The organism is Micromonospora sp. NPDC048871 (assembly GCF_043198155.1).
Lineage (GTDB): Bacteria > Actinomycetota > Actinomycetes > Mycobacteriales > Micromonosporaceae > Micromonospora.
The window spans coordinates 1-25477 of the sequence record NZ_JBICUM010000014.1; the positions used below are offsets into that span (position 1 = coordinate 1).

Annotated in this window: 21 protein-coding genes; 11 read left to right on the forward strand and 10 right to left on the reverse strand. The window is 70.0% G+C overall.

Annotated features, from left to right (window positions below; genetic code table 11):
- Nucleotides 1-66: 66 nt before the first annotated feature.
- Both ACGFIK_RS23995 and ACGFIK_RS24000 read left to right on the forward strand, forming a co-directional pair.
- Entirely contained in the window at nucleotides 67-1212 is a 1146-nt protein-coding gene (locus tag ACGFIK_RS23995; protein ID WP_393341426.1) for an IS3 family transposase, read from the forward strand.
- Nucleotides 1213-1234: 22 nt separating this feature from the next.
- Complete coding sequence (locus ACGFIK_RS24000) at nucleotides 1235-1423, forward strand: DUF6308 family protein (RefSeq protein WP_393341429.1); 189 nt, start codon at nucleotides 1235-1237, stop codon at nucleotides 1421-1423.
- A gap of 59 nt (nucleotides 1424-1482) precedes the next feature.
- On the opposite strand, the gene ACGFIK_RS24005 is transcribed toward ACGFIK_RS24000, so the two are convergent.
- The 4 genes from ACGFIK_RS24005 to ACGFIK_RS24020 form a co-directional block, all read right to left on the reverse strand.
- Nucleotides 1483-1677, reverse strand: coding sequence for a DUF397 domain-containing protein (locus ACGFIK_RS24005; protein ID WP_393341431.1), 195 nt, complete (start codon nucleotides 1675-1677; stop codon nucleotides 1483-1485).
- Nucleotides 1670-2557: a helix-turn-helix domain-containing protein gene (locus tag ACGFIK_RS24010; protein ID WP_393341433.1), complete on the reverse strand. Its 888-nt coding sequence runs from the start codon at nucleotides 2555-2557 to the stop codon at nucleotides 1670-1672. Before ACGFIK_RS24010 ends, ACGFIK_RS24005 begins: the two co-directional genes overlap by 8 nt.
- Nucleotides 2558-2814: 257 nt before the next feature.
- Nucleotides 2815-3318, reverse strand: a complete 504-nt coding sequence (locus ACGFIK_RS24015; protein WP_327025759.1) for a hypothetical protein — start codon at nucleotides 3316-3318, stop codon at nucleotides 2815-2817.
- Nucleotides 3319-3366: 48 nt separating this feature from the next.
- Complete coding sequence (locus ACGFIK_RS24020) at nucleotides 3367-3567, reverse strand: AlpA family phage regulatory protein (RefSeq protein WP_327025760.1); 201 nt, start codon at nucleotides 3565-3567, stop codon at nucleotides 3367-3369.
- A gap of 142 nt (nucleotides 3568-3709) precedes the next feature.
- Between ACGFIK_RS24020 and ACGFIK_RS24025 the strand changes: the two genes are divergently transcribed.
- The 7 genes from ACGFIK_RS24025 to ACGFIK_RS24055 all read left to right on the forward strand — a co-directional run bounded on the left by ACGFIK_RS24025 (nucleotide 3710) and on the right by ACGFIK_RS24055 (nucleotide 12349).
- Nucleotides 3710-4198, forward strand: coding sequence for a hypothetical protein (locus ACGFIK_RS24025; protein WP_327025761.1), 489 nt, complete (start codon nucleotides 3710-3712; stop codon nucleotides 4196-4198).
- Nucleotides 4195-4575, forward strand: coding sequence for a hypothetical protein (locus ACGFIK_RS24030; RefSeq protein ID WP_327025762.1), 381 nt, complete (start codon nucleotides 4195-4197; stop codon nucleotides 4573-4575). The genes ACGFIK_RS24025 and ACGFIK_RS24030 overlap by 4 nt, the downstream gene beginning before the upstream one ends.
- Before the next feature lie 654 nt (nucleotides 4576-5229).
- Nucleotides 5230-7764 (forward strand): DUF262 domain-containing protein, encoded by a 2535-nt coding sequence (locus ACGFIK_RS24035; RefSeq protein WP_327025763.1) that lies wholly within the window; start codon nucleotides 5230-5232, stop codon nucleotides 7762-7764.
- A 42-nt stretch (nucleotides 7765-7806) separates the two neighbouring features.
- Nucleotides 7807-9957, forward strand: coding sequence for a UvrD-helicase domain-containing protein (locus ACGFIK_RS24040; RefSeq protein ID WP_327025764.1), 2151 nt, complete (start codon nucleotides 7807-7809; stop codon nucleotides 9955-9957).
- A 180-nt stretch (nucleotides 9958-10137) separates the two neighbouring features.
- On the forward strand, nucleotides 10138-11412 hold the full coding sequence (locus ACGFIK_RS24045) for a serpin family protein (protein WP_327025765.1): 1275 nt from the start codon (nucleotides 10138-10140) through the stop codon (nucleotides 11410-11412).
- Between the two features lie 83 nt (nucleotides 11413-11495).
- Nucleotides 11496-12008 (forward strand): hypothetical protein, encoded by a 513-nt coding sequence (locus ACGFIK_RS24050; RefSeq protein WP_327025766.1) that lies wholly within the window; start codon nucleotides 11496-11498, stop codon nucleotides 12006-12008.
- Nucleotides 12005-12349 (forward strand): hypothetical protein, encoded by a 345-nt coding sequence (locus ACGFIK_RS24055; RefSeq protein WP_327025767.1) that lies wholly within the window; start codon nucleotides 12005-12007, stop codon nucleotides 12347-12349. The genes ACGFIK_RS24050 and ACGFIK_RS24055 overlap by 4 nt, the downstream gene beginning before the upstream one ends.
- An 840-nt stretch (nucleotides 12350-13189) precedes the next feature.
- Here the strand turns inward: ACGFIK_RS24055 and ACGFIK_RS24060 are convergent.
- From ACGFIK_RS24060 to ACGFIK_RS24085, 6 genes are all read right to left on the reverse strand, one after another.
- Entirely contained in the window at nucleotides 13190-13576 is a 387-nt protein-coding gene (locus ACGFIK_RS24060) for a hypothetical protein (protein ID WP_327025768.1), read from the reverse strand.
- A gap of 10 nt (nucleotides 13577-13586) precedes the next feature.
- Complete coding sequence (locus tag ACGFIK_RS24065; RefSeq protein ID WP_327025769.1) at nucleotides 13587-13775, reverse strand: hypothetical protein; 189 nt, start codon at nucleotides 13773-13775, stop codon at nucleotides 13587-13589.
- 119 nt (nucleotides 13776-13894) lie between these two features.
- Nucleotides 13895-14020, reverse strand: a complete 126-nt coding sequence (locus ACGFIK_RS24070) for a hypothetical protein (RefSeq protein ID WP_327025770.1) — start codon at nucleotides 14018-14020, stop codon at nucleotides 13895-13897.
- A gap of 67 nt (nucleotides 14021-14087) precedes the next feature.
- A complete protein-coding gene (locus tag ACGFIK_RS24075; protein ID WP_393341442.1) occupies nucleotides 14088-18416 on the reverse strand; it encodes a hypothetical protein in 4329 nt (1442 codons plus the stop codon).
- 65 nt (nucleotides 18417-18481) lie between these two features.
- The gene (locus tag ACGFIK_RS24080; protein WP_393341444.1) at nucleotides 18482-22324 is read right to left on the reverse strand and encodes a helix-turn-helix domain-containing protein; all 3843 of its coding nucleotides are present in this window, start codon (nucleotides 22322-22324) and stop codon (nucleotides 18482-18484) included.
- A 57-nt stretch (nucleotides 22325-22381) separates the two neighbouring features.
- Nucleotides 22382-24112 (reverse strand): toll/interleukin-1 receptor domain-containing protein, encoded by a 1731-nt coding sequence (locus tag ACGFIK_RS24085; protein ID WP_327025773.1) that lies wholly within the window; start codon nucleotides 24110-24112, stop codon nucleotides 22382-22384.
- 264 nt (nucleotides 24113-24376) lie between these two features.
- On the opposite strand from ACGFIK_RS24085, the gene ACGFIK_RS24090 reads away from it, so the two are divergent.
- Both ACGFIK_RS24090 and ACGFIK_RS24095 read left to right on the forward strand, forming a co-directional pair.
- The gene (locus tag ACGFIK_RS24090; protein WP_393341447.1) at nucleotides 24377-25189 is read left to right on the forward strand and encodes a serpin family protein; all 813 of its coding nucleotides are present in this window, start codon (nucleotides 24377-24379) and stop codon (nucleotides 25187-25189) included.
- Nucleotides 25174-25476 (forward strand): serpin family protein, encoded by a 303-nt coding sequence (locus tag ACGFIK_RS24095; RefSeq protein ID WP_327025775.1) that lies wholly within the window; start codon nucleotides 25174-25176, stop codon nucleotides 25474-25476. The genes ACGFIK_RS24090 and ACGFIK_RS24095 overlap by 16 nt, the downstream gene beginning before the upstream one ends.
- The last annotated feature ends 1 nt before the right edge of the window (nucleotide 25477 follow it).

Genomic DNA, 25477 nt, shown 5'->3' on the forward strand with positions numbered 1-25477 from the left:
GCGGCAGCACCAAGCCCGAGCCCGACGATCCCACTACACACGCCGCCTCAACCTCGAACTTCAGCCATGATCCCGAACGGCGGCTGCCGTACTAGAAGCGGATCTGGCGCGGACGAAGACCGCCCTGGAGATCATGGGAAAAGCGCACGCGCTCTTGGAGACGCTGTCCGAGAGCGCGGACGACACGCCACGGCCGGTCAGGAGGCGCTGACCACGGCCTTCGACAAGCTGATGCCGCTGGTCGGGGTGGCCGGGGCGTGCCGGCTGACGGGCCGGTCCCGCGCCACGCACTACCGGCTCCAGCAGCCGCCCGTGGTGTCACATCCGCTGCGGCCGAAGACACCCCCACCGTCGACCCTGTCCACCGGTGAGCGCCGCGCGGTGCTGGACCTGTTGCACCGGGACGAGTACGCGGAGATGTCCGTGGCGCAGGTGTGGGCCCGTGAACTCGACCAGGGCCGCTACTGGTGCTCGCAGTCCACGATGTACCGGATCCTGCGTGAGGCAGGTGAGAGTCGGGAACGCCGCCGGCAGGCCACCCACCCGGCCCGCGCCATCCCGCAGCTGGTGGCGAGGGGCCCGTCGCAGGTGTGGTCGTGGGACATCACCCGCCTCAAGACCGGGCAGCGGGGCGTGTTCTACCACCTCTACGTGATCATCGACGTGTACTCCCGGTACATCGTCGGCTGGCACGTCGCAGGCGGCGAGGACTCGCTGCTGGCCCGGGAGCTGATCGACGACGCCATCGCCCGCAACGGCGTGCGCCCCGAGATCCTGCACGCCGACCGCGGCTCGTCGATGACCTCGAAACCCGTCGCCGAACTCCTCGCCGACCTCGACGTCACCCGCTCCTACTCCCGACCCCGCGTATCCAACGACAACCCGTACTCCGAAGCGCAGTTCAAGACCCTGAAGTACTGCCCCGCGTTCCCCGACCGCTTCGACTCCCTGCACCACGCCCGCGAGTTCGCCGCCGAGTTCTTCACCTACTACAACCACGAACACCGCCACTCCGGCATCGGCCTGCACACCCCCGCCTCAGTGCACTACGACACCGCCGGAGACGTCCACACCCAACGGCAGGCCACCCTCGACGCCGCCTGGCAGGCCCACCCCGACCGGTTCACCCGCCGACCCCGACCACCCGCCCTACCGACCACGGTGTGGATCAACAAACCAGCAGCTCAACCCACCGAACTACAGAACACCTGACCACGAAAACGTCTCACTTGACTTGACAGGTTCCGAACAGCTCCGAGCCGACAATTGCCGCCTGGCCCGCAGGTTGCACAACCTGCGGGCCAGGGCCAATGTGCCAGCCCACGTATCAGACATCCGAATCTTCGATGTCGTCTTCTGGATGCGTCACCAGGGCAAGCATCGTCGTCGAAACTGCCCAGGGCTGTCGATCGACGGATCTTAGGGCTGACCCGGCCGGATCGGCCGAGCGTTTGCAGCGGGGTCGTTGGGCGCTCGCCGTGTTCAGTCGGCCGATCGGGTCACAGTGACGAAGGCGACCCAGGCGGTGGGGGAGAAGGTCAGAGCTGGTCCGGCCGGATCTTTGGAGTCGCGTACGGCGACGAGGCCGGGGAGGTTGGCGGCTACCTCGATGCACGCGCCGCCGTTGTCGCCGCTTCGGGTGCTCTTGCGCCAGATGGCGCCGGTCAGGTCAGTCATGCCGGATCTCCCCGATGAGCCTTTTGATCATGTCCTTTGATTCTGCCTCGCAGAGGGCGAGCGCATCCAGTCCTCGCCAGACCCTTTCGTAGGCCGCCAGTTCATCGGGTTTGTCGAGGTAGAGCGCTCCGGTCAACGACTCGCTGTAGACGATCGACGGCTCTGGTGCAGCCCGACCACCTTTGGTGGCGGGGAAGTCGAGAATCATGAACGTGCCCGCCACCGCGCCGGGTTGCGGTCCTGCTGCCAGCGGCAACACTCTGACCGACACGTTCGGCAGATCGGACAGCCGGATGATGTGGTCGAGTTGACGGCTCATGACCGTCGGACCGCCGACCCTGCGCCGGAGTACCGCCTCCGAAAGCACTGAATCCAATCGAGGCGCGGCGGGGAGTCGACGAGTGAGCAGCGCTTGGCGTTGCAACCGCACCTCAACGGTTCGCTCTCGCTCCTCATCATTCATCATCCGCCCGAGGCGGATCAGCGTGTCTGCGTAGTCCTTTGTCTGGAGGATGCCGGGGATCAGTGACTCGTCGTATCCCCGCAGCCGCGAAGCGGCGGATTCCAGGCCGACGTACAGCTCGAACCAGCTTGGTACGGCGTCGCCGTAGGCGTGCCACCAGCCTTTGGACTTGGTCTCGGCGGCCAGGCCGCGCATCGCCTCGGTCATCTCGGGCGACACGCCGTACAGCTCGCACATCGCCTTGACGTCGAGCACCCGGACGGAGCCCATGCCGCATTCGAGGCGCCAGATCTTCTGGCGGCTGTATTCCAGGGCCTCGGCGGCGGCGTCGAGCGTCACCCCGGCCTCGTTGCGGAACTGGCGTAGCAGCCGACCGAGCTGTCGGCGGGGCACTGTCGATCCGATGTCCTCGGCCATTGGCACACTCCCTGGTTCCAACACGCAACGCTGTGTGACCTGTCGTTGTTACACCTAGCCGTTACAGGAAAGAAAGTCAATGCATATCCGCGAAATTTGGCGCTGGAACGTTGCAACTCCACTGCGGAGTGTTCCAGGATGCTCACAGCGCGGCGGCTGGCCGATTCCCCCCGGACGGCCGCCGCGTTCCGATCGAATCTCTGCGTCCAGCATGGAAGGGCAGCGACATGACGATCTGCCGCTCCGCGTGCTTGTTGCTACTTACTCGCCGTCGCCGGTGGCTTGTAGGTTCCCAGCGCCTGGGTCCTGGCCATGGTCATGGGCGTGAGGAGCGAGTCGAGGAGCTGTGCGTCCTGGGCTGGCAGGGTCAGCAACGCCCGGCGCAGGTAGATGCTCCACGTCTGCGGCTTGGGAAAGGCGGCCAACTGCTCTACGAGCGGCTGCAACTCCAACCCGCCCGGGTACGGCACCAGGCCGTCGATCCGCAGGTCGCAGCCGGAGACGAAGGTGCGGCTCGCGATCTCGACCGGCTCGTCCAGCTTCCGGACGGAGGAGCGGGCCACTGCCGTACCGATGATCCGGCCACGGTCGCGGGTGGGGTTTCGCCACGCACCTCGGGTGGCATAGAGGAACAGGCGGTCGTCGGCGGCGAGCGCCGCCACCTCCGCACGCGGTGTCGCCGGAAACGCCATGCGCTCTTCGTGCAGTACCCACGAGATGGCGTCACGATCGCCCAGGATCACCAGATATGCACGGGACACCGCGACAGCTTACGTCGATCTAGGCGACCCGATGAACTGCCCTGTCGGCTACGCCTCGGTGTCTTGCAGGTCCCGCCGGTGGGTTCTGATCCACCGTTCCACGTCCTCGGCCCGCCAGATACGGCCGACGGAGAGGACCGCCACGGGATCAGGGAAAGTCTTCGAGTTCGTGATCTGGTATGCGCGCGTGCGGGACACACCGAGCATGTCCTGAATTTCCTGGCTCGCCACCAGTCGCAGCTCTCCCACCCCGCCACGGTAAGAGCAGGCGAACTGAACACATGTTCCCTGAGCAGATGCTCTCTTCATGCGCTTAGGAAGCGTGTAGGCTGTGCATCTGTTCACTTCGTGGGGATGGCTGAAGCGATCAACAGGGGAGGCGTGGTGGAACATGGGTAGGCGGTGGAAGTGGTTCTTGCGGGCGGGGCCGGTGGCGTTGGACCTGACCGGGCAGGCTGTGCCGGACGGGGATGTGCCGGGGCGGTTCCGGCGAATACCGGTGGAGCATGTCGTACCAGAGCTGCGGGTGACCTCGCGCTGCGACGGCGCGGAGGTCTACGAGCGGCCCGAGGAGCGTCCGGCGGTGGCGCGGAACCAGCGGGTAGGCCACCCCGAGGCCGGGCGGCGGAACCGGGGGAGTTTCCCGACGCCGAAGTGCGCGGGGCCTGCGTCGACCGAACCCGATCGGGTGGAGTCGGGCGACGAGATCACTTCGGGTCAGCTTGCGCGGGCGAACCGGGTGGTGAATCAGCACTGGCGGCGACCCGGCGAGGATCCGCGTACCCGCAAATGCGCGGACTGTCGCGCGGACGGCACGTGTCCCCGGGCGGCCTGGGCCGAGGCTACCGTCACCCGCATTCTGCAGACGTACCTGCCGTGAACGCCTTCGACCTGTCGCCCGCGCAGATCCGCAACCGGCTGATCCTGCGGGCGCGCCAAGCGGCGCTGGCCAACCGGACCGGCCCGCCGTGCGCCGAGGAATGCCCGGTCGGGGTGGCGGCGGTCCGCGTACCGGTGGTGCCGCAGGTCTGCGTCGCGCCCGGCGACGTGGTCCGGCTGCACAGCTCCGACTACCGGTACCCCACGGGTCCGATGCGGCTGCGGATCGTCCGGGTCCGGCTGGACATCAGCCAGTGGTACGAGGGGCAGTGGGTGTGGCTCGAAGGCGTCGAGATCACGCCGGATGGCCAGGACGGCGCGTGGCGGCCGGTGCTGGCCCGGGTCTGCGCGCTGCCTCGCCGCTTTCCGGAACCGTAAGCGCCTCCACCTGGGCAGTGGCAGTCGTGTTCGGCTGTGCGCTGATCGGGGCGGAGATCTTCGTACCTGCTCCCTGGATGTGCGGGTCCGCGTACCAGGAAGTGCCCGGACTGTCGGGGTGACGGCACCTGTCCGCGGGCGACCTGGGCCGATTCGATCATTGCGCGGTGTCTGCGGGCGTACCGGCGAGGAACGTCTTTGACCTGTCGCCCGCAGATCCGTAACCGGCTGACGTAGCGGGTGCGGCAGGCCGCGCGGGCCGCCAGCCTGCCATCCGCGTCGGCGACGTGGTCCGGCTCGCCGAATCCGATTATCGTTACGGGGTTGGTCCGTTGCGGTTGCCGGTGGTCCGGGTCCGGTTGGACATCAGCCAGTGGTACGACAGGCAGTGGGTGTGGCTCGAAGGCATCGAGATCGGCCCAGACGGCCAGGATGGTAGGACGTCCCCTCGAACGAGTCACGCCGGACGATGCGAAGAGTCGGCGCCGAACCGCAGGAGCGATGTCGGGAAGCCGACGCGAGTTCGATCCGCTGGGATCGACACTTTCAACCGGTTTGGGGACTGATGCTCGCTGTTCGTGTGTTGCCCGGCGTACCAAGATTTGTTTGGCTTGTCGGACTCAACGGGCAGGACCATAAAGGACGGAGGCGGGGATGGTCGCGGCTGCGGAGACCACGCTGCAGGGTCTGCTGGAAGGCACCAGGCAGTACCTGGTGCCGCTCTATCAACGGACATATTCGTGGACCGAGCTTCAGCTGAAGCGGATCTGGGACGACGTCTGCCAACTCGCCAGGGACCGGGCCGACCACCCGGCCGCCACCCACTTCATCGGCTCGCTGGTGCTCGCGCCCAGCCCGGCCACAGGCGCGGTCGGCGTCGCCGAGTACCTGGTCGTGGATGGTCAGCAGCGGCTCACCACGCTGACCATCCTGCTCTGCGCCATCCGTGACCACCGGGCCGAGCACGAGAGCCCGAAACACCGGCTCCGGCTCGACCAGCAGTATCTGACCAACCCGTTCGAGGAGCAGCGCTGGTTGAAGCTGGTCCCCACCCAGGCCGACCGGGACGCGTACGTGGCCTGCGTGAGGTCGACGCCGTCTAACGGCCCGGACAACGCGGTGGGCCGGGCGTACCGGTTCTTTGCCAACGCCTTGAAGACCCTCGGTGACGGCGAGGAGCCGATCACCGTCGAGCAGGTCGAGAGTGCGGTGATCACCGGACTGGCGTTGGTCGCGATCACCGCCAAGCCCGGTGACAACGTCTACCGGATCTTCGAGTCGCTGAACAACACCGGGCTGGCGCTCACCCAGGCCGACCTGCTGCGCAACTACATCTTCATGCGGCTGCCCAACCGGGGGCAGGCCGTCTACGACTCACTCTGGCGGCCACTGCAGCAGCGGCTCACCCCGACCGAGCTGGTCCTGCTCTTCTGGCTCGACCTGGTCCACCGCGACCCGAAGGCCAAGCAGACCGACACGTACGCGATCCAGCAGGCCCGCCTCGACAAGCTGCGCACCGAAGCGGACGTCGAAGCGGAGGTGAAGCGGTTCAGCCGGCTCGGTGCGCTCCTGCGGGTGATCCTGCACCCGGCTGAGGAACAGGACTCGGGCGTACGGCAGCGGCTGGGGCGTCTCAGCGCGTGGGGCACCACCACCGTCTACCCGGTGCTGCTGCACCTGCTCGACCGTCGGGACCGGGGCACGGCGACCTCCGAGCAGATCGCCTCCGCGATGTTGTACCTGGAGAGCTTCTTTGTCCGGCGGCTGCTGATCGGCCGCAGCACTATGAACATCAATCGCATTCTGCTCGCCGTGGTCACCGAGATGGACCGGGAACTGCCGGTCGACGAGGCAGTGCGCAGGTACCTTTCGACGGGCCGCAAACACTGGGCTACCGACGCGAGCCTGCGAGCCATGGTGCGGACCATGCCGTTCTACCTCAACGGTCGGGCCAGCCAGCGCAGCCTGGTGCTGCGCTGGCTGGAGGAGTCCTACGGCAGCAAGGAACCGGTGGCGCTGGAGAAGCTGACCATCGAACACGTGCTGCCGCAGACCCTCAGCGACGAGTGGGCGCAGATGCTCGCCGCTGACCTCGACACCGACGAGACCACCGACGAGGCGCACGAGGCGCTCGTGCACACCCTGGGGAACCTGACCCTCACCGGCTACAACACGGAGCTGAGTAACAAGCCGTTCGCCGCCAAGCGGATCGCTCTGGCCAAGAGCGGTGTTCAGCTGAGCCGGGACGTCGCCGATCGGCAGCGGTGGGGCCGCTCGGAAATCCTGACACGGGCCGACGCCCTCGCCGAACGGATCATTGCCATCTGGCCGGGTCCCTTCGGCGAGACTGGCAACCAGTCCGACGTGCCCTGGGATGTGCTGGCGAAGGCACTCGCCGAGCTACCGGCCGGCTCGTGGACCACCTACGGCGATCTGGCGGCCCTGATTGGTACGGCGCCGCAACCGGTGGGGAACCGGCTGGCAAACCATCCGACCCTCAACGCCCATCGGGTGCTCCAGGCCGGCGGGATCGTCGCGGGTAACTTCCGGTGGCTCGAACCCGGCCGTAACGACGACCCTCGTGACGTGTTGCGCCTCGAGGGCGTGACGTTCGACCAGCACGGCCGCGCCGACCCGGCCCAGCGCATCACAGTCGAGGAGTTGGCGCAGCTCGCCGGGGTGACGCCACCCGATCTGCCCGAGCCGCGAGCCCGCTCTCACGGCGACGTCGACTACGCCTCGCGGTTCATCGAGCAGCTCACCGCGTCCCAGGGGGCGGCGGTCGCCACGGCCACCGCCGTCGTGCTCGACGCGTGGACCACGATGGGCGGCACCCTTTCCTACGGGATCGGCAACGAGACCTCCTGCTTCCTCATGGCCCGAAGCAAGGATCACGAGTACGGCAACATCTGGCCGGTGACGTTCTACCCCAATGGGAAGTGCGAGGTCGTTTTTCAGCACCTCAGTATCCGTACGCCGTTCGACGACCTGGCCCTGCGGGAGGAACTGCGGCAGCGGTTGAACCAGTTGCCGGATGTCCAGATCGCCGCTGCCAGGCTTGCCCTGCGGCCGGGCTTCCCGATGACGGTCCTCGCCGACGCCGAGGCCCGGTACGCACTGCTCGACCACCTGCGCTGGTTCTACGACCAGGCGCAGATCAGCACCTCCGACGATGCAGCCCTGGTTTAGCCGATCCGCCTTTCTCGATCAACTGCCCCGGAGGTCTCGTTCGTGCCGCAGCTCGCCTTCGCCAGCAGTTTCTGGCAGAGCTACGACGTGCTGGAAAAGCCGGTAAAGGCCGGCGTACGCAAGGCGATGGAGAAGTTTCAGCAGCTCACCGTCGCCGGGTTGCACGCCGACAAGGGGCTGCACCTGGAGTCGGTGAACAATGCCCGCGACCCACGGATGCGGACCATCCGGATCACCGACTTCTGGCGCGGGGTGGTGCTCGCGCCCGACGACGGTAGCGACACCTTCCTGCTGATCAAGGTGGTGCCGCACGACGACGCGTACACCTGGGCCGCGAAGCGGCTCTACACGGTCAACAGCGCGACGCGGGCGTTGGAGGTCCGCAACGTCGTGGCCATCGAGCAGCTCACCCCGGCGTTGGAGCAGGCCGCCGCGCAGGCACCGCGCCTGCTGTTCGCCAAGCATTCCGACACGGTGTTGCGCGATCTCGGCATCGACGATCAGGTGCTGCGGGCGGTACGCACGATCGTCGACAAGTCGCAACTGGAGGCGTTCGGCACGCTGCTGCCGGAGGACCAGTTCGAGGTGTTGCAGTACCTCGCCGAGGGGTTCAGCCCGGACGAGGTCTACCGCGACCTGGTGACCGCGCGCCGGCCGGCCGACGCAACGCCGGAGCCGAGCGAGAGCCTGGAACTCGCCATCGCGAACACCGCCAGCCGGATCACCCTGGTCACCAGCCCGGACGAGCTCGCCGAGATCCTCGACAAGCCGTTCGCCGCCTGGCGGGTGTTCCTGCACCCCTCGCAGCGGCGGGTCGCCTACCGGGTTTCGTACACCGGGCCGGCGCAGGTGACCGGGGGGCCGGGCACCGGAAAGACGGTGGCGGCGCTGCACCGAGTCAAGCATCTGCTTTCCCGTACGCCCGAGGGGCGGGTGCTGCTCACCACCTACACCAATGCTCTGGCGGCGAACCTGCGGGAGAACCTGGCGTTGCTGCTCGGCGACGAGCAGCAGCTGTCGCGGGTGGAGGTGACCACGGTCAACGCCGTCGCCAACCGGACCGTACGCGCCCTCGCCGGCCGGGTGCCGACGCCGATCGGCGATCTCGACGAGCGGCAGGTCTGGCGGCGGGTGTGCCGCAAGCTGACGCTGCCCTTCACCGAGCAGTTCCTGGCCCAGGAGTTCCGGCACGTCATCCTCGCCCAGGACGTGCGTGACCGGGAGGCGTACCGGGCGGCCAGCCGGCGCGGCCGGGGGACCGCGCTGGGCACCCGGCAGCGCGACCGGGTGTGGGACGCGGTGGAGCTGTTCCAGAAGGAACTGTCGGCCGCCGGCAGCGCCACCCACCTGCAGGTCTGCGCGCGGGCGGCGGATCTGCTCGGCGAGACCGACCTGACCGAGTACGGCTACCGGCATGTGGTGGTCGACGAGGCGCAGGACCTGCACCCGGCGCAGTGGCGGGTGCTGCGTGCCGTCGTGTCACCCGGCCCGGACGACCTGTTCATCACCGGCGATCCGCATCAGCGGATCTACGACTCCCGGGTCTCACTCGCCGCCCTCGGCATCTCGGTCACCGGCCGCAGCAGCCGACTGCGGATCAACTACCGCAGCACCGAGGAGATCCTCTCCTGGTCCACAACGGTGCTCGTTGGGTCGCGGGTCGAGGACCTCGGTGGCGAGGGCGAGGACAGCCTTACCGGCTACCGGTCGCTGCTGCACGGCAAGCGACCCACCGCGCAGGGTCACCCCTCGTCGCAGGCCGAGATCGCCGCGCTGATCAAGCGGGTGGGGGAGTGGCTCGACCAGGGCATCGGGCCGAGCGAGATCGCCGTGTGCGCCCGGTTCAACACCACCCTGAGCAGCGTGCAAAGCGAACTGGACGCTGCCGGAATTCCGTCGGTCCGGGTCCGCGACCAGCCCGGCGCGGAAGTCGACGGCGTACGGCTGGCCACCATGCATGCGATGAAGGGCCTGGAGTTCCGCTGCGTCGCGATGGTCGGTGTCACGGCGAAGGCGATCCCCTTCGCCAAGGAGGTCACGCCACCCGAGGTGGACCCGGTGCAGCACGACAACGATCTGCTACGCGAGCGCTGCCTCCTCTTCGTGGCCAGCACCCGAGCCCGCGAAGCCCTGCACGTCTCCTGGAGCGGACAACCCAGCCCGTTCCTGTCATCTGTCTCGACCGTCCGGTAACGACCGCTCTTGTTCACCGAGGCTGATGGAGTGCATCCAGAGTGCGACATCGAGCACTCGCATTCAGCCGGAGTGAGCCGTTCCCCAGGTCTCGCCGCCGCGTCGGTCGACATTGTCAAACTTCGATTAATTTGGGTCTTGGTCTGGTCTGTTCCGTAAGGGCTGAACTACCGTCAGGACATGGTCTCGCGTCGATCGATACTGCGGACCGTGCCGCTCGCGGCCGCCGCACTCACCGCCACCCCAGCCCACGCCCGTTCCTCCACCTCGACGGATCCGGTACGCGTACCTCCCGATCCTGCCACGATGGCCGCCGCCGCGACCGCCGTACGCGGCTTCTCGGCCGACCTCTACCGCGAGTTGGCGTCGAGCCGTCCCGGCGGCAACATGGTCTGTTCGCCGTACTCGGTCGGGCTCGCGCTGGCGATGGCCAGGGCGGGGGCCGGCTCGACCACGGCGGCGGAGATGGACGCCGTGCTGCACGCACCGCATCCCCGACCGGGCGCGCTCGACAGCGGGCTCAACACGGTCGAACAGACCCTGGCCACCCGCTACCAGGACGGCGACGGAGTCGCCCGGCCGCTGCTGACCACGGCCAACGCCCTGTGGACCCGGCTCGGTTTGGGCCTGCGGCCCGGGTTTCAGGACACCCTGGCCGGCTACTACGGTGCCGCGCCGCACCCGGTCGACTTTGGTGGCGCGCCGGAAGCGGCCCGCCAGGAGATCAACACCTGGGTCTCGGACCGGACCAACGCGAAGATCCCCGAGCTGTTGCCGATCGGTGCGGTCAGCCCCGGCACCAAGTTGATTCTCACCAACACGACCTATCTCAAGGCGGCGTGGCGGTACCAGTTCGTTCCGGCGTTGACCGCGACCGAGTCGTTCACCCGGGATGACGGCAGCGTGGTCGGCGTACCGATGATGCGGGGGCCGTTCGCCGGGATGGGCTACCAGGTCGGCGACGGGTGGCGGGCGGTCGATGTGCCGTTCGCGGGGGACCGGCTGGGCATGGCCATCGTCATGCCGACCGGGGACGATCTCGCCGCGATCGAGGCGAACCTCGACGGGGCCTGGCTGAGCGCGCTGCTGACCGGGTTCGGCGGTGCCACCGTCCAACTGCGGATGCCCCGGTGGACCTTCCGGCTGCCGGTGCAGTTGGCTGCCGCGCTGAGCAACCTCGGCATGTCCACGGCGTTCACCCCGCAGGCCGACCTGAGCGGCATGACCACCGATTCGTCCCTGTACATCGACGACGTGCTGCACGAGACGTTCATCGCGGTGAACGAGAAGGGCGCCGAGGCGGCAGGCGCGACGGCCATCATCATCCCGCCGCCGTCCATCCCGCAGGGGCCGCAGTTCTTCGTCAACCGGCCCTTCCTGTACGTCATCCACGACTGGTACACCGGCGTACCGTTCTTCCTCGGCCGGGTCCACGACCCACTGGTCAGCGCGTAGCCGCCTCGACAACACGATCCCGCCCGGGCACCGCAGGGTGCCGGGCGGGGTCGCGGGGTGGCTGGGCTGGTCAGCCGTGGAGGGTGTCGAGCAGACGTTGCAGCTCGGCGACCAGTGCCGTGCGCGCCGCCGGGTCGGTCGTCGCGCCTGGCGTTCTCCACCTGACTGATCAACGCGGTGAGCACCGGCCGGGCGGCGTGCGCCGCACCGTCCTTGCCGAGCAGGTTCTCGATCACCTCGAGTCGGGACCTCACCTGCGAAGCCGTCTGCTGCGACAGACGTTCGGCGTCGATCAGCTCGGCGAGGAGTTCGCGGGCCGGAGCCAGCCGGGGGTCACCGGCCGCACAGTACGAGCGCCGCTGCGCATCGGCGACCGCGGTCTCCGCTCGGGCGTCGAGCAGCAGCGGGATCATCCGGCGGTGTGCCTGCGCCATGGACACCCCGACCCCGTCCGGGCGGACCCGGGCGTCGATCTGGTGCAGGCGCAGCAGTTCCGCCAGCTGCGTGTCGTACTGCTCGGCCGGGATCAGGTAGCCGCAGGTGTCGGCCTCCACCGGCAGGGGCGTACGCGGTCAGGGTCCAGGGCGAGGCGATGAGCTTGCCGTCGCGCTCGACCTCGTACCAGTTCGCCCCGTCCAGCTCGGTCCAGCCGACGGAGATCTGGTCGGCGATCGGGCGGCTGGTGACCGACGGCGTGCCGGGAACGACCGGCTTGGCGACGATCCCGGCCGGGGCGAGCGGAGCGCTGCCGCTGGTGGCCACCCCGGATGGGTCGGTCAACCAGAACTGGGCGGCTCTGCTGAGGGCTACCGGTCGCGCCTACGGCCTCGATGCGGTGGTCGCCTGCGGGCCTTGGCAGGCGATGACCCTTCATCTGCACCGTCAGGCCGACGCCGACGCAGCCACCGGTATCCACCAGCAAGCCCTGCTGCGGTGATCAGCCCCGCACCCCCGAGGGCTATCACCATTTCCAGTGACCAGTTAACCGCCTTGGCGGCGGTCGCGCCGAACACACGGGCAGCGTCGGACGAGGACTGCTTCACCGTCACGCGCACGGTGACGGTCTCCGTTGGGACTAAGTGGGTCTCCTTGTCGACGGCCACCAGCGATATCACGAACCGGAGGAGATAGATCCCCGGCTCATCAGCGCGGACATCCCATAGCCACGTCGCCCGGTCCGTTGGGCTGACCAAAGGCATATAGGCAGCCGAATCTGTGCTTCCGCTCCTTATATCCAGCTCAGTGCTCGACAGGCTGACACCTACGAGACCTCCGATTTTCACGGTCTTCGCGGGCGTCGAAGGAATACGCGACCCCGTGGGAGTCACCGGGCCAGGCTCCTCCTGCGGATATACACAAGGATCGTCGGTGTTCGCCTGCCCGCAAATGATCAGGGTAACCGGAAACCAGGTAGCAACCATCTCCTGGCGGTCCGTCTGGACGAAGAGGTCACCCTCGAACAGGCTGCGCCGGGCGTCCAACACTTCCGCTTGGTAAGCGAACTGGTCGTCAGCAGGAGCGCCAGGACCAGTGGGACCGGGTCCGGGGTTGGGATCGGGGGTGGAACGGCCACTCGCGAAGACTGCGGTCAGCGCGAGCACGAGCATCGCCCCGGTTGCCAGAAAGAATGCAAGTTGGGTGCGAATGCGAAAGCCAATGTCGGCACTCCGCACCTCCGCACGATGGCGTGGCTGGTCCTGACCTATCAGTTTGCGCCTGGACATGCCACCACCCTTTCGAGCTGTCGTCAGACAGTATGGGGCAGCAACGCCACATGTCAGATCGGGATTACTGGTCCCCCACCGGCGAGCCCGCCGTACAGGCCGGGCTGCCCGGTCAGCACGTCGCAGCCGAGGTCGATCGCGGCCAGGACGGCGCTCGCGGCGTCGAGCCGTCCCACGGTGTCGTGGGTGATGGCCAGTGCCCGCCACGATTCCGGGTCCGGGGTGAGGATCAGGGCGGCCGGCAAACCGGTCAGGAGATCCAGGCGGGTGGAGTCGGCCACGATCCGGGCGGCTTCGGCCAGGCACAGCACCGGCAGCCCGAACACGGCGTCGGGTTCGTCCGCGACTTCGGCGATGACCTCGCCCACGTCGATGGACTCGCGGGCGAACGCCACGATGGCGGAGGTGTCGAGGATGACCCTGACGGTGACGTGTTCCACGCGGCGGCGGTCAGGCGGCGGTGCGGTCGGTCAGGCCCAGCTGCTCACGCGCGGCGGCGTCCAGCTCCGGCGTCCACCGCTCCCGGGCCGCTTGCAGCCGGCGGCGGGCCCGTTTCCGACCTTCGTCGGTCACCGTGATGCCCACCGCAGCGAGGACCGCCGTGGTGTCGGTGCCGGTGTCGGGGCTCTGCTGGGCCATACGGGCAGGATACCCCCAAGGTGCCGGCCCAGTCACCCACCACGCAGTACGGCCCCCACCCGGGCGGGGTGAGGGCCGTGGCGGCGGGGCCGGGCAGGTCCGTACGGTCGTGGGGGCGGTCATGCGGGCTGTCCTTCGAGTGCGCGGGCGGCGACGGTGCCGCCGTGCTGCTGGACCATGGTGTCCAGGTCGGTGATGATGGCGGGCCAGATGTGCCGCTCCCACAGGTGGGCGTAGCGGCGCATCGGTTCCAGCGGCGCCGCCGAACAGATCCATGGGGCCGCCCGTGGCGCACTCCCGCCTGCTGCTACGTCACGGGCAGGTCTGCTCGTACGGCAGGTTGGGCACATGGCGTGCCCACTCCCGGTGGTCGAGTCCCCGCCCGGCCCGGGTGCAGGCCTGCGTCACCGGGTCGGCCTGGGCCTCGGCGACCTCGGCGAGGGACCACAGGTAGACGAGGTTGTCCGCCCCGCCGGTGGCCAGGGTGCGGCTGTCCGGGCTGAAGGCGACACCGAGGATGACGGCGCGTTGGCTGCGGGCGCCGATCAGCCCCTGCGGCCGGGCCGGGTCGCTGACCTCCACCAGGGCGGTCGACTGGTCGTTGCTGCCGGTGGCCAGATGGCGTCCGTCGGGGCTGAACGCGAGGGCGCGTACCCAACTGGTGTGGTTGGGCAGCGGCGCGCCGATCACGGTGGGCCGGGTCGGGTCGCGTACGTCCCAGAGCATCACGCTGGTGTCCAGGCTGCCGGTGGCCAGGGTGTCCCCGGTCGGGGCGAAGGCCAGCGTGGTGACCTGATTGGTGTGCGAGGTGAGTCGGCTCAACTGGCGGGGCTGGCTGGGGTCGCCCACCGCCCAGAGGGTCGCCGTGCCGTCGAAGCTGCCCACCGCCAGGGTCTCGCCGTCCGGGCTGAACGCCACCGTGGACACCCCGGCCAGGTGGCCGCCGAACGCGCCGAGCCGGCGGGCCGCCGCCGGGTCGGTGACATCCCAGAGGGCGGTCATGCCGTCCCCGCCGCCGACGGCGAGCAACCGCCCGGTGTCCCGATCCGGGCGGAACGCCACCGAGGTCACCGGTCCGGGATGGCCGGGCAGCCGGGCCACCTCCCGGGCGGCGTCGGTGACGAGGTCCCAGAGGGCGGCGCCGTCCTGGCCGCCGGTGGCGAGGATCCGCCCGTCCGGGCTGAAGTCCACCGCGTGCACGCCCCCGGGGTGTGCGGCCAACGGGCCGCGTCGGCGTGGCTGCACCCCTTCGGCCAGGTCCCACAGGTTCGTCCGACCGTCCGCGCCGCCCGTGGCCAGCAACCGCCCGTCGCTGCGGAACCGGACCGCATGGACCTCCCCGTCGTGACCGCCCAGTCGGTACTGGACGCTGAGCCCGGCACCGGCGCCCCCGCGCCAGAGGACCACCGTGCTGTCCGCGCTCGCGGTGGCCACGGTCTGCCCGTCGGGACTCACCGCTACCGCGTTGACCCAGGTCGTCCGGGTGGCCGACACCAGGGTAGTGCGGATCTGACGGGCCGGATCGGTGACGTCCCAGCGCCGTACGGAGCGGTCCGCCCCGACGCCGATCACGTACTGCCCGTCGGGGCCGGACACCCGCAGGGCGCGTACGCTGCCGGTGGGTCCGGTGAGCTCACCGATCCGCTTCGGCCGGGCCGGGTCGGTCAGGTCCCACAGCAGGATGCCGTCCCCGCCGCCGCTGGCCAGCCGACGGCCGTCCGGACCGAAACCGAAGGCGCCGACGCCGTCACGGTGACCGGTCAGTTGTCCTACCCGGCGGGCCCGTACGGCGTCCCAGACGAACGCCTGGCCGCCGAGGTCGCCGCTGACCAGGGTCCGCCCGTCCGGACTGAAGGCGACCGCGCTAACCCACCAGCCGGAGTGGCCGCTCAGATCGGCGGCCCGTCGTGGTCGGGTCGGATCGGTCACCTCCCAGAGGGTCAATCCGCCGCCGCTGTCGCCGACGGCCAACCGGCCCCCGTCGGGGCTGTACGCGACGCTGGACACCACGGCCGGTTGGCCGGTGGCCGTGGCGATCCGGCGGGGCTCAGCGGGGTCCGCGACATCCCAGAGGGCGATCGTGCCGTTGCCGTTGCCGGCGGCCAGGGTGCGCCCGTCCGGGCTGAAGGTCACCGCGTCCACCCGGGGGGTCCCGTCGAACTCGCCGATCTTGCGCATCGACTCGGGGTCCCAGAGCAGCACCCGGCCGTCCGCGCCGCTGGTCGCCAGCAGTCGGCCGTCGGGACGGAAGCTCAGGGCGGTGACCGCGCCCCGGTGTCCGGTCAGGGTGCCGGCGTACGGCGCCAGCAGGGAGGCGACCAGGCTGGCGGTGCTGGAGCGGTCATGGTGCAGCCGGTCGGCGGCCAGCGCGAGCATGAGGGCTAGCTGCGGCGCGTTGTCCCGCAGTTTCTCCGCCTGGTCGAGCAGGGCCCCGGCGGTGGCGGCCCGCTGCTGCTGTCGGGCCTCGCGTTGACCGCGTACCGCCAGGCCCGCCGCGGTCAGCGAGGCGAGCAGGAGGAGCACCAACGCGCCGACGGTGACCTGGCGGGCCCGTCGGCTTCGTTGCTGGGCGCGGAGGCTGCGGTCGAGGAATTCCGTCGCGGTGGCCGTCAGCGCCGGATGCCGCTCCGGGTCGGCCTGCCACCGGGCCACCGCGCGTACGACGGTGATGAGCTGGTCCCCGACATACAGGTAGGAGGCGTTGCGGTCGTGCTGCTCCCAGGCGTCGGCCGCGGCGAGGAGTTCATGCTGCCGGGTACGGTCGGCGCGGTCGGATTCGAGCCAGGTGCGCAGTCTCGACCAGGTGGCCAGCAGGGCGTCATGGCTGATCTCGATGCCCTGGTCGGCCGCTATCAGCAACCGTTGCCCGGTGAACGCGTCGACGACCCGGTCGACCCGATCGGTCTCGCCGCAGAGTCGGTGCAGATCCGCCCGGTCCATCCTGCGGCGGACCAGGCGGCCGTCCCGGGTGGGCACGGTCAGGCAGGTGAACACCGACCGGGCGGTGGCGCGCAGGTCCTCGTCGAGGCGTCCGTACACCGCCTCCGCGCTGGTCTGCACCGCCCCGGAGACACCACCGGCGCGGCGGTAGCCGAGCACGGTCAGCCGGTCACCCTCGCGATGCTCCCAGGTGACCCGCATCGCCTCGGACAGCAGCGGCAGGACCCCGACGTCGAAGCCGCCGGCCCCGCGCAGGTCGTGCAGGACCGCCTCCAGCAGTTCCGGGGCCACCAGGACCCCGGCCTCGGCGGCCGGGCCGGCGATCGCCGCGGTCAGCTCGGACTCGCTCATCGGGCCGACCGTGAAGGGGCCCTGCTGCACCGCCTCGCGTAACCCGGCGAGAGTCATCAGCGGGTCGAGGAAGTCGGCCCGGACGGCCAGCACCACCAGCGCCGACGCCTGCGTCGAGTCGGGCGCGGGCCGGGCCATCGCCTCCAGGGCCTGCACGAAGGCCCGCCGATCGGGTTCCGGGCCTGCTGCGGCCAGCGTGAACAACTCCTCGAACTGGTCCACCACCAGCACCAGGCGGCCCTGGTCCACCCCGACGGCGCGCAGGGCCTGGGTGGCGATCAGCGCGGCCCGATCGGGGTCGTCGCGCAGGGAGACAAGCACCGACCCCGCGTCGAGGCCGGCGAGGTCGGCCAGGTGCAGGGCGAGTTCACGCAGCGGGGACGCCGTCGGGGTGAACACCCGCCGGGGCCAGGCCGCCGAGCCGGCCACCAGCCGTCCGGCGGCGAGCTGGGGGAGCAGCCCGGCCCGCAGCAGCGACGACTTGCCCGCCCCGGAGGCGCCGATGACCAGCAGCGGGCCGCCCACCTCCAACTGCTCACCCAGCCGTTGCAGCAGCCGGGCCACCAGCTCGCGGCGGCCGTAGAAGACCTCGGCGTGCCGTTCATCGAACGGGGACAACCCGAGGTACGGATTGCCGCTCCACCGGGCGGCCGGGCCGGTGTCGGAGGCACCCGCGTCCCGGGTACGTGCCTCCACCCGCTCAACGGTGTCCAGGATCCGCCGCACCGACAGGGCCAGCTCACGGGAGCGTTCCTGCTCGGCCCGCCCGTGTTCCCGGATGCCCCGCAACTCCTGCTCGATCTGCCACATCGAGTCGCGTACGGCGGCCAGGACGAAGCCGAACTCGCCGAACTCGCCGCTCAACCGGGACAACGACACCGCGAGGGTGTGCTGGAGTTCGCGGTCGCCCAGCTCGATTGCGGTACGTAGCGCCACCTCGATCGCGCCCACCCGGCCCAGCAGCTCGGCGGCCTCGGTACGCAGTTGCCGGGACTCCTCGTCCTGGCTGGCGAAGGCGGCCTCGATCCGTTCCGCCAGCGCCTGCTGGAGGCGCACAGGATCGGGTGGCCCGCCATCGGGGCGCAGTCGATCGGTCAGCCGGGTCAGCACCTCGGTCAGGACGTTGGCCCCGACCGAGCCCAGCACCCCGGCCCCGGCCAGCAGCATCGGGCCGGTCACCGTCCCGGCCGCCGCCACCGGCACCGCCGCCCCGGCGACCAACAGCCCGACCAGCGCGGGTGCCGAAGCCCGGCGCAGGGCGGAGCCACCACGCCGCACGGCCTCCGCCACAGCGGTGCGTGCCGACGAAACCCGGTCCGCTCGCAGCGGATCGCCCCCATGGTCGGCCATCGATGGCACGATATCGGAGGGTTGCCGCGAGATCAACGCACCGTAGCGTTGGCTGGGTGCATCGGTCACTGACAGGGTGGGGTGAACGGCGCTCCGGGGACGTACTGGTGCCACTCGTCCGGGGTGATTCCGGCCCCGGCCGTGGCGCAGATCCACCCGGCCACCCGTTCGGGGTCCAGTTCCCACAGTCGGATACCGCCGTGGGAGTCAGCGGCAGCGAGGGTGTTCCCGTTCGGGGCGAAGGCCACCGTGTAGGCGGCGCCTACCGACCGGGTCAAGGTCACCTCCACGGCCGGTCGCCGGGTGTCCCGGACGTCCCAGAGCCAGACGGACCCGTCGGTCGCCGCGGCGGCCAACCGGGAACTGTCCGCGTCGAAGGTGACCCAGTAGATGCCGCCGATCGGGCCGGTCAGCGCGGGTCCCAGGGGCTGGGGTCGGGTCAGGTCGGTGACGTCCCACAGCCGGATGGTCTTGTCCGCGCTGCCGACAGCCAGGGTTCGCCCGTCCGGGCTGAACGCGACACCGTAGGTGTAGCTGCTGAACCCGCCCAGGGCGGTGTCCAGCGAAACCGGCCTGGTCGGCTCGGTGAGGTCGATCAGTCGGACGAAGGTGTCCGTGCTGCCGACCGCCAGGGTGCTGCTGTCGACGCTGAAGCTCAGGGCGAAGATGATGGCCCCGGTGCCGGCGACGGTGGCCAGGGCGGTGGGCCGCTGCGGGTCGCGCACGTCCCACAGGTACACCTGGCCGTCGTCACCGGCGGCGGCCAGCAGGCGCCCGTCCGGGCTGAAGGTCACCGCCTGGAGCAGGTCGGTCGGCCCGGTCAACGGGGCACCGAGCCGGACCGGTCGGGCCGGGTCGGCCACCGACCAGAGAAGCACCGTCCCGGCCCGGGTGCCCACGGCCAGGGTCGTGCCGTCCGGGCCGAGGGCGGCGGTGGCGGCGAAGGGCGCCAGCCCGGCCGGACTGACCAGGGGTACGCCCACCTGGCCGGGTTGCCGTGGGTCGGCGACCTGCCAGAAACGTACGGTCTCGTCGCGGCCGGCTGTCGCCAGCAACTCGCCGCCGTCGCCGAGGAAGGCCAGGTTGAACACCGCCGCGGGGGAGCCGCTGAGCAGTGGGCCGGGTGGCCGCCAGACCCGGACGACCCCGTCGAGGGCGGCACTGGCCACGGTCCGTCCGTCGACTCCGAAACTGACCGAGGTCACCGTGTCCGGGTGCGGCATGCGCAGAAGCACCCGTCCGTCGTCGCGGGCCCACACCGTGATCGCCTTGTCCGAACCGGCGCCGGCCACCTGCTGCCCGTCCGGGCTGAACGCGACGGAGTTGACCCAACTCGTCGGACCGGTCAGCGGCTCCCGCACGGGTCGGGTCCGCCGGGGGTCGGACACCTCCCAGAGCCGGACACTGTGGTCCCGGCTACCGCTGGCCAACGTCGTACCGTCGGGGCTGAAGCCGACCGTCGTCACCACCCCGGTGTGCCCGGTCAGCGCCGGACCCAGGGGCTTCGGTCGCCCCGGCGCGGCCACGTCCCACAGCCGTACGGTGCTGTCGGCGCCGCCGGAGGCGAGCAGGGTGCCATCCCGGCCGAACGCCACCGACTGCACCGGCCCGGTGTGTCCGTGCCCGGCGGGTCGAGGGGTGACCTCGCCCGGCGCGGAGATGTCCCACACCCGGATGCTCTGGTCGGCGCTGCCGGCGGCGATCAGTCGCCCGTCCGGGGAGAAGGCCACGGAGTAGACGGTCGAGGTGGCGCCCCGCAGCGGATCGAGGCGGACGGGTTTGGCGGGATCCCGGATGTCCCAGATCCACACCGCACCGTCCGCGCTGCCTGCGGCGAGATAGGAGCTGTCCGGACTGAAGGCGACCGAGTAGACCGGACCGGCGGGCCCTCGCAGTGGTTCTCCGACCGCCACCGCCGGAGAGTCCGGGTCGTCGGTGCGCCACAGTCGCAGCGACTGGTCCAGGCCACCGGCGGCGAGCAGCCGACCGTTGCTGCTGTGCGCCACCGCCTGCGCCCCGGTCCGGAAGCCGGGCAGCCGGGTCGCGGCGGGCGTGACGTAGGCGTCCAGCAGGCTGGATCTGGCCTCGACCGTCGGTGCCATCCGGTAGGCGGCCAGGCTCAGTTGCATGGCCAGCGGGACGTCGGAGTCCCGTAGCCGGTCCGCCCGTCCGGCGGTGAGACGTGAGAGCGCCTGGTTGCGTTCCTCGACCGCCTCCTGACGCTGGGCGTTGGCGGCGGTGCGTTGTTGGAAGGCGTACCCGGCCAGGCCGAAGGTCAGCAGGGACAGGGCGGTCAGCACCCCGACGAGCTGGTGGAGTCGACGGGTACGCCGACGGGTGTGGCGGGCGCTGGCACGGAGGAACTCGACGGCTGCCGGCGACAGGTCGTGGTGTCGGCCCGCGACCCAGCCCTGGGCGGCGGCGAGCCGGTTACCGCGATACAGCAACCCCGGGTCGCGGTTCTCGCGCCGCCAGGCCGCGGCGGCCGCGGTCAACTGTTGGCCGATCACCAGCCCGTCGCGGTCCGCCTTCAACCATTCGCGCAGACTCGGCCAGGCGGTGATCAACGCCTCGTGACTGATCTCGACGGTGTCGGTGTCGGCGGTGAGGAGCCGCTTTTCGACGTACCGTCCGAGGACGTACTCCAGTTCGGCGGAGTGCCTACGGGGAAACCCCTCGCGTAGTTCCGCCATGCCGACCCGCCGTCGAGTGTCCGCCGCGTCGGGATTGACCTGCACCAGGGTCAGGAACAGCCGGCGAGTGAGGTCGCGCTGTTCGGTGCTCAGGCCCTGGTAGATCTGCTCGGCGCTGGCCGCGACCGCACCCGCGATCCCGCCGACGGCCAGGTAGCCGGCGATGGTGAGCCGGGCTCCCTGACCGTGCTGCCAGGTGGCGTACAGGGCGTGCGACAGCAGCGGCAACACCCCGGCCTCCGGTGCGGCCGTGGCGCCGCGCGGCAGCACCGTCCGGAGCAGCAGTTCGACGAACCCGTCCTCCACCTCCACGCGGGCCTTCCTGGCCGGCTCGACGATCGCGACGCGAAGCTCGTCCTCGGTCATCGGCCCGACGGTCAATTGCCCGCTCAGCAGCGCCGGAATCAGCGGCAGATAACGCAGGGCGTGGCCGTAGAAGTCGGCGCGCAGGGTCACGACGACGACCGCTCCGCCGGGGCGGGCGGCCAGATCGGCGATCATCTGAATGAAGCGCTGGCGCTCGTCCTCCGACACCCGTGCGGCGAAGACCTCCTCGAACTGGTCGACCACGACGAGTCGACGCCCGACCGGTCGGTGGGCGGGCCGGGTGGAGGCGAACTGCTGGGCGAGGGTGACGGTGGGTTGGTACCCCGGCTCGGTCAACGTCACCGACCAGGCGGACGAGTCGGGTTCCTCGGCCCGGAGCGCCGCGACCAGACCGGCTCGGACCAGCGACGACTTGCCGGAGCCGGACGCGCCGACGACGAACTGGAGGCCGCCGCCTTCGTCGGCCAATTCGGTGACCCTGTGGATGAGCTGCTCGGTCAGTGCGCCCCGCCCGTGGAACCAGGCGGCGTCCTCCGGCTGGAAGCTAGCCAGACCCGGGTACGGCGCCTCCCCGACCGGTCGGGGACCCGGTGAGCGTCGTAGCCGCTGCCAGGCCCACAGCCAGCCCTCGATCTCAGCCGCGCCCACCCCGCAGGCGGACAACACCCGGATCAGCAACCCACGGGAGGAGGTCGAGGGGAGACCACGGCCTGCGAACCATTCGCCGATGGTGCTGTGTGCGCCGTTGGCGCCGGCTCTGGAGGCCACCTGTCGAACGGTCAGGCCCGCCCCCATCCGCAGTGTGGTCAGCGCCTGTCCGAACTCGGCGCGGGTGCGGATCGTGCGGGGATCGAAGTGCTCGTCAGCCGTCCATCGCTCGTCTGGCATCGCAACTCCGTCGTCGGAGGAGACCGGAAGCGGTGGTAACTCGATGCGAGTTTCAGGCTACGAAGCGAGGTCAAGCTGCTCGGCGGGGTCATGCGGGAGGGCGGCACGTCGGCCACCCCGGGAGCGCCGCTTCGGCGGTCGGGCAGCCCAGTGCGGCGCCGCGGCGATGGACCGTGCGCCGGCCGGTCGCCGCTGGCCGGTGATCCCCCAGACCAGATCGTCGATGTCGGTGTGGGAGCGGAGTTGCACCGCCCGGAACTCGCGGAGGAACAGCGGAAGTTCCGGTTTCCAGTCGAGTTCGCCGAGCACCACCGGGATGACCGGCAGACCACGGTCGACGAACTGACTGATCGCGGCTCGGACCTCCATCGCCTCCCAGGGCCCGATGCCGGTCGGCCCGATGAACAGGGCCACGCTGCGGCAGGTGCGAAGGGCCTGCTCAAGCGCGACCTGGAAGGGGGTGCCGGGCGGCAGGTCGTCGAGATCGAACCAGGTCTGGACGTTGGCGGAGCGCAAAGCGTCGACCACCAGCCGTACGGAGGCCGCGTCCGCACTGTGGTAGCCGATGAAGACGTCGTACTGGGCGGGGTTCGGGGTCACCCGGGCCGGGGTCGCGGTCGGCTGGGTGCGGGTGTGCCGCAGGATTCCGAACAGCCGGTTCTCCAGCCTGCTGCGGTACGAGTTCGGTGGGGGAGCGGGCGATGACTGGAAGACCCGGCGAAGCCGGAACCCGATCTCGGGCCGCTGGAACAGGGTGGGCCCCAACCGGTCGAGCAGGGTGAGCAGCCGCAGGCTGTCGAGTTCGGAGATCGAGGCGTACCGGTCGGGTTGTTCCAGGTGCCGGAGGAGGTTGCCGACGGAGCGGTCGAACTGATTGATCGACTGCGGCAGCCGTTGCCGGGCGTCCAACCGCGCGTCGCCGTAGTGCACCGCGTCGAAGTGCAGGTCGGCCCGGGTCAACTTGCTGCATCGGCGGAGCAGGAACAGGTAGCGGTGGAGGGCCTCCTCCCCGCCGGAGCTGAGGATCAGTCCGACGTACCCGAGTTGACGGCACAGCGAGCCCTTGCCGGGTGCGGCGTTGCTGATCACCTCCGACACGGTCGCCCGGTTCTCGGCCGTACCGTTGCGGGCCAGCACGTGCAGCGCGTGATGCTGGAGAAGGTCCCACCGGCCGTGCGGCTTCGGCACCGCGACCGCCCGCAGGGCCGTCAGTGCGAGCCTGCGGTGCTCCGCCAGTTGGTCACCGCCGGTCTCGCCGAGGGCAAGCGCCAGGCCCAGGTAGTGATTGACCGGATAGCGCAGGTGCCGGTGGATGGTGCTCGGTGTCAGCAGGGCCCGGAAGTCGCCGGTGCTGGCGGCCCTGGTCCACTGGCGGAAGACGTACGAGGCGTCGATCAGGTGGCGGTTGACGGCCCCGGCCCGGTCGCGGTCGGAGGCGATGATCTCGTCGGCTGCCCGGGCGGCGACGAAGTCGAGCACCGTGGTGGTGAGCTCCTCGGCGGGGCAGTGCGCCAGATGTGCCAGGGCGGTCATCGTCCGGCGAAGCTGGTGGAGATTCTCCTCAGCCGACTTCAGCGTCAGCAGGTGTTCCAGATCGCCGGGGCGGCCGATCTCCGCAGCCAGGTCACCGATCACCCTCCGGGGAATCGGGGTGTGTCCGGACACCCACCGGTGCACGGCGGGCCGGGGATAGCCGACGGCCTTACTCAACGCGCGTACGGTCATCTTCCGCTGGGTCAACGCGGCGTGGATCCATTGTCCCGGGGTGGGCAGTAACAGATCGGTCATGGGCTGTCCCCTCGTGACGGGACCGACCATGATCTTGAGCTAGGCCGATCCCTGGCGGACGGTCTTTCATCCAGCGAAACCGAAGCCGCCCTGGTCAGCCACCTTTTACGAGTTAGTCGTACAACTCCGGACAACCGGCAGAGCCCCAGCCGGGGGTGCCACGGTGCGCTCCGATCTCGGCCGACGGGGTGCGCTCCATAGTGGAACTTCAATGAATTTGAGTCGTTGGCCTGGTTTTTTGAAGGACTGCACTGCGGTCGAAACATGGTCTCGCGTCGATCGGTGCTGCGGACCGTGCCGCTAGCGGCCGCCGCACTCACCGCCACCCCAGGTCAGTTCCGCTGGCTCGACGAGCCGTCCACATCGACCCATCCCGCTCGCGTACCCCCCGATCCTGCCACGATGGCCGCCGCCGCGACCGCGGTGTGTGGCTTTTCGGCCGACCTCTACCGCGAGTTGGCCGCCACCCGTCCCGGTGGCAACGTGGTGTGTTCGCCCTACTCCGTGGGGCTGGCGCTGGCGATGGCCAGGGCGGGTGCCGGTTCGACCACGGCGGCGGAGATGGACGCCGTGCTGCACGCACCGCATCCCCGACCGGGCGCGCTCGACAGCGGCCTCAACACGGTCGAACAGACCCTGGCCACCCGCTACCAGGACGGCGACGGGGTGGCCCGGCCGCTGCTGACCACGGCCAACGCCCTGTGGATCCGGCTCGGTCTGGGCCTGCGGCCCGGGTTTCAGGACACCCTGGCCGGCTACTACGGTGCCGCGCCGCACCCGGTCGACTTCGGTGGTGCGCCGGAAGCGGCCCGCCAGGAGATCAACACCTGGGTCTCGGACCGGACCAACGCGAAGATCCCCGAGCTGTTGCCGTTCGGTGCGGTCAGCCCCGGCACCAAGTTGATTCTCACCAACACGACCTACCTCAAGGCGGCGTGGCGGTACCAGTTCGTTCCGGCGTTGACCGCGACCGAGCCGTTCACCCGGGATGACGGCAGCGTGGTCGGCGTACCGATGATGCGGGGGCCGTTCGCCGGGATGGGCTACCAGGTGGGCGACGGGTGGCTGCCGCGCTGAGCAACCTCGGCATGTCCACGGCGTTCACCCCGCAGGCCGACCTGAGCGGCATGACCACCGATTCGTCCCTGTACATCGACGACGTGCTGCACGAGACCTTCATCGCGGTGAACGAGAAGGGCGCCGAGGCGGCAGGCGCGACGGCCATCATCATCCCGCCGCCGTCCATCCCGCAGGGGCCGCAGTTCTTCGTCAACCGGCCCTTCCTGTACGTCATCCACGACTGGTACACCGGCGTACCGTTCTTCCTCGGCCGGGTCCACGACCCACTGGTCAGCGGCGCATAAC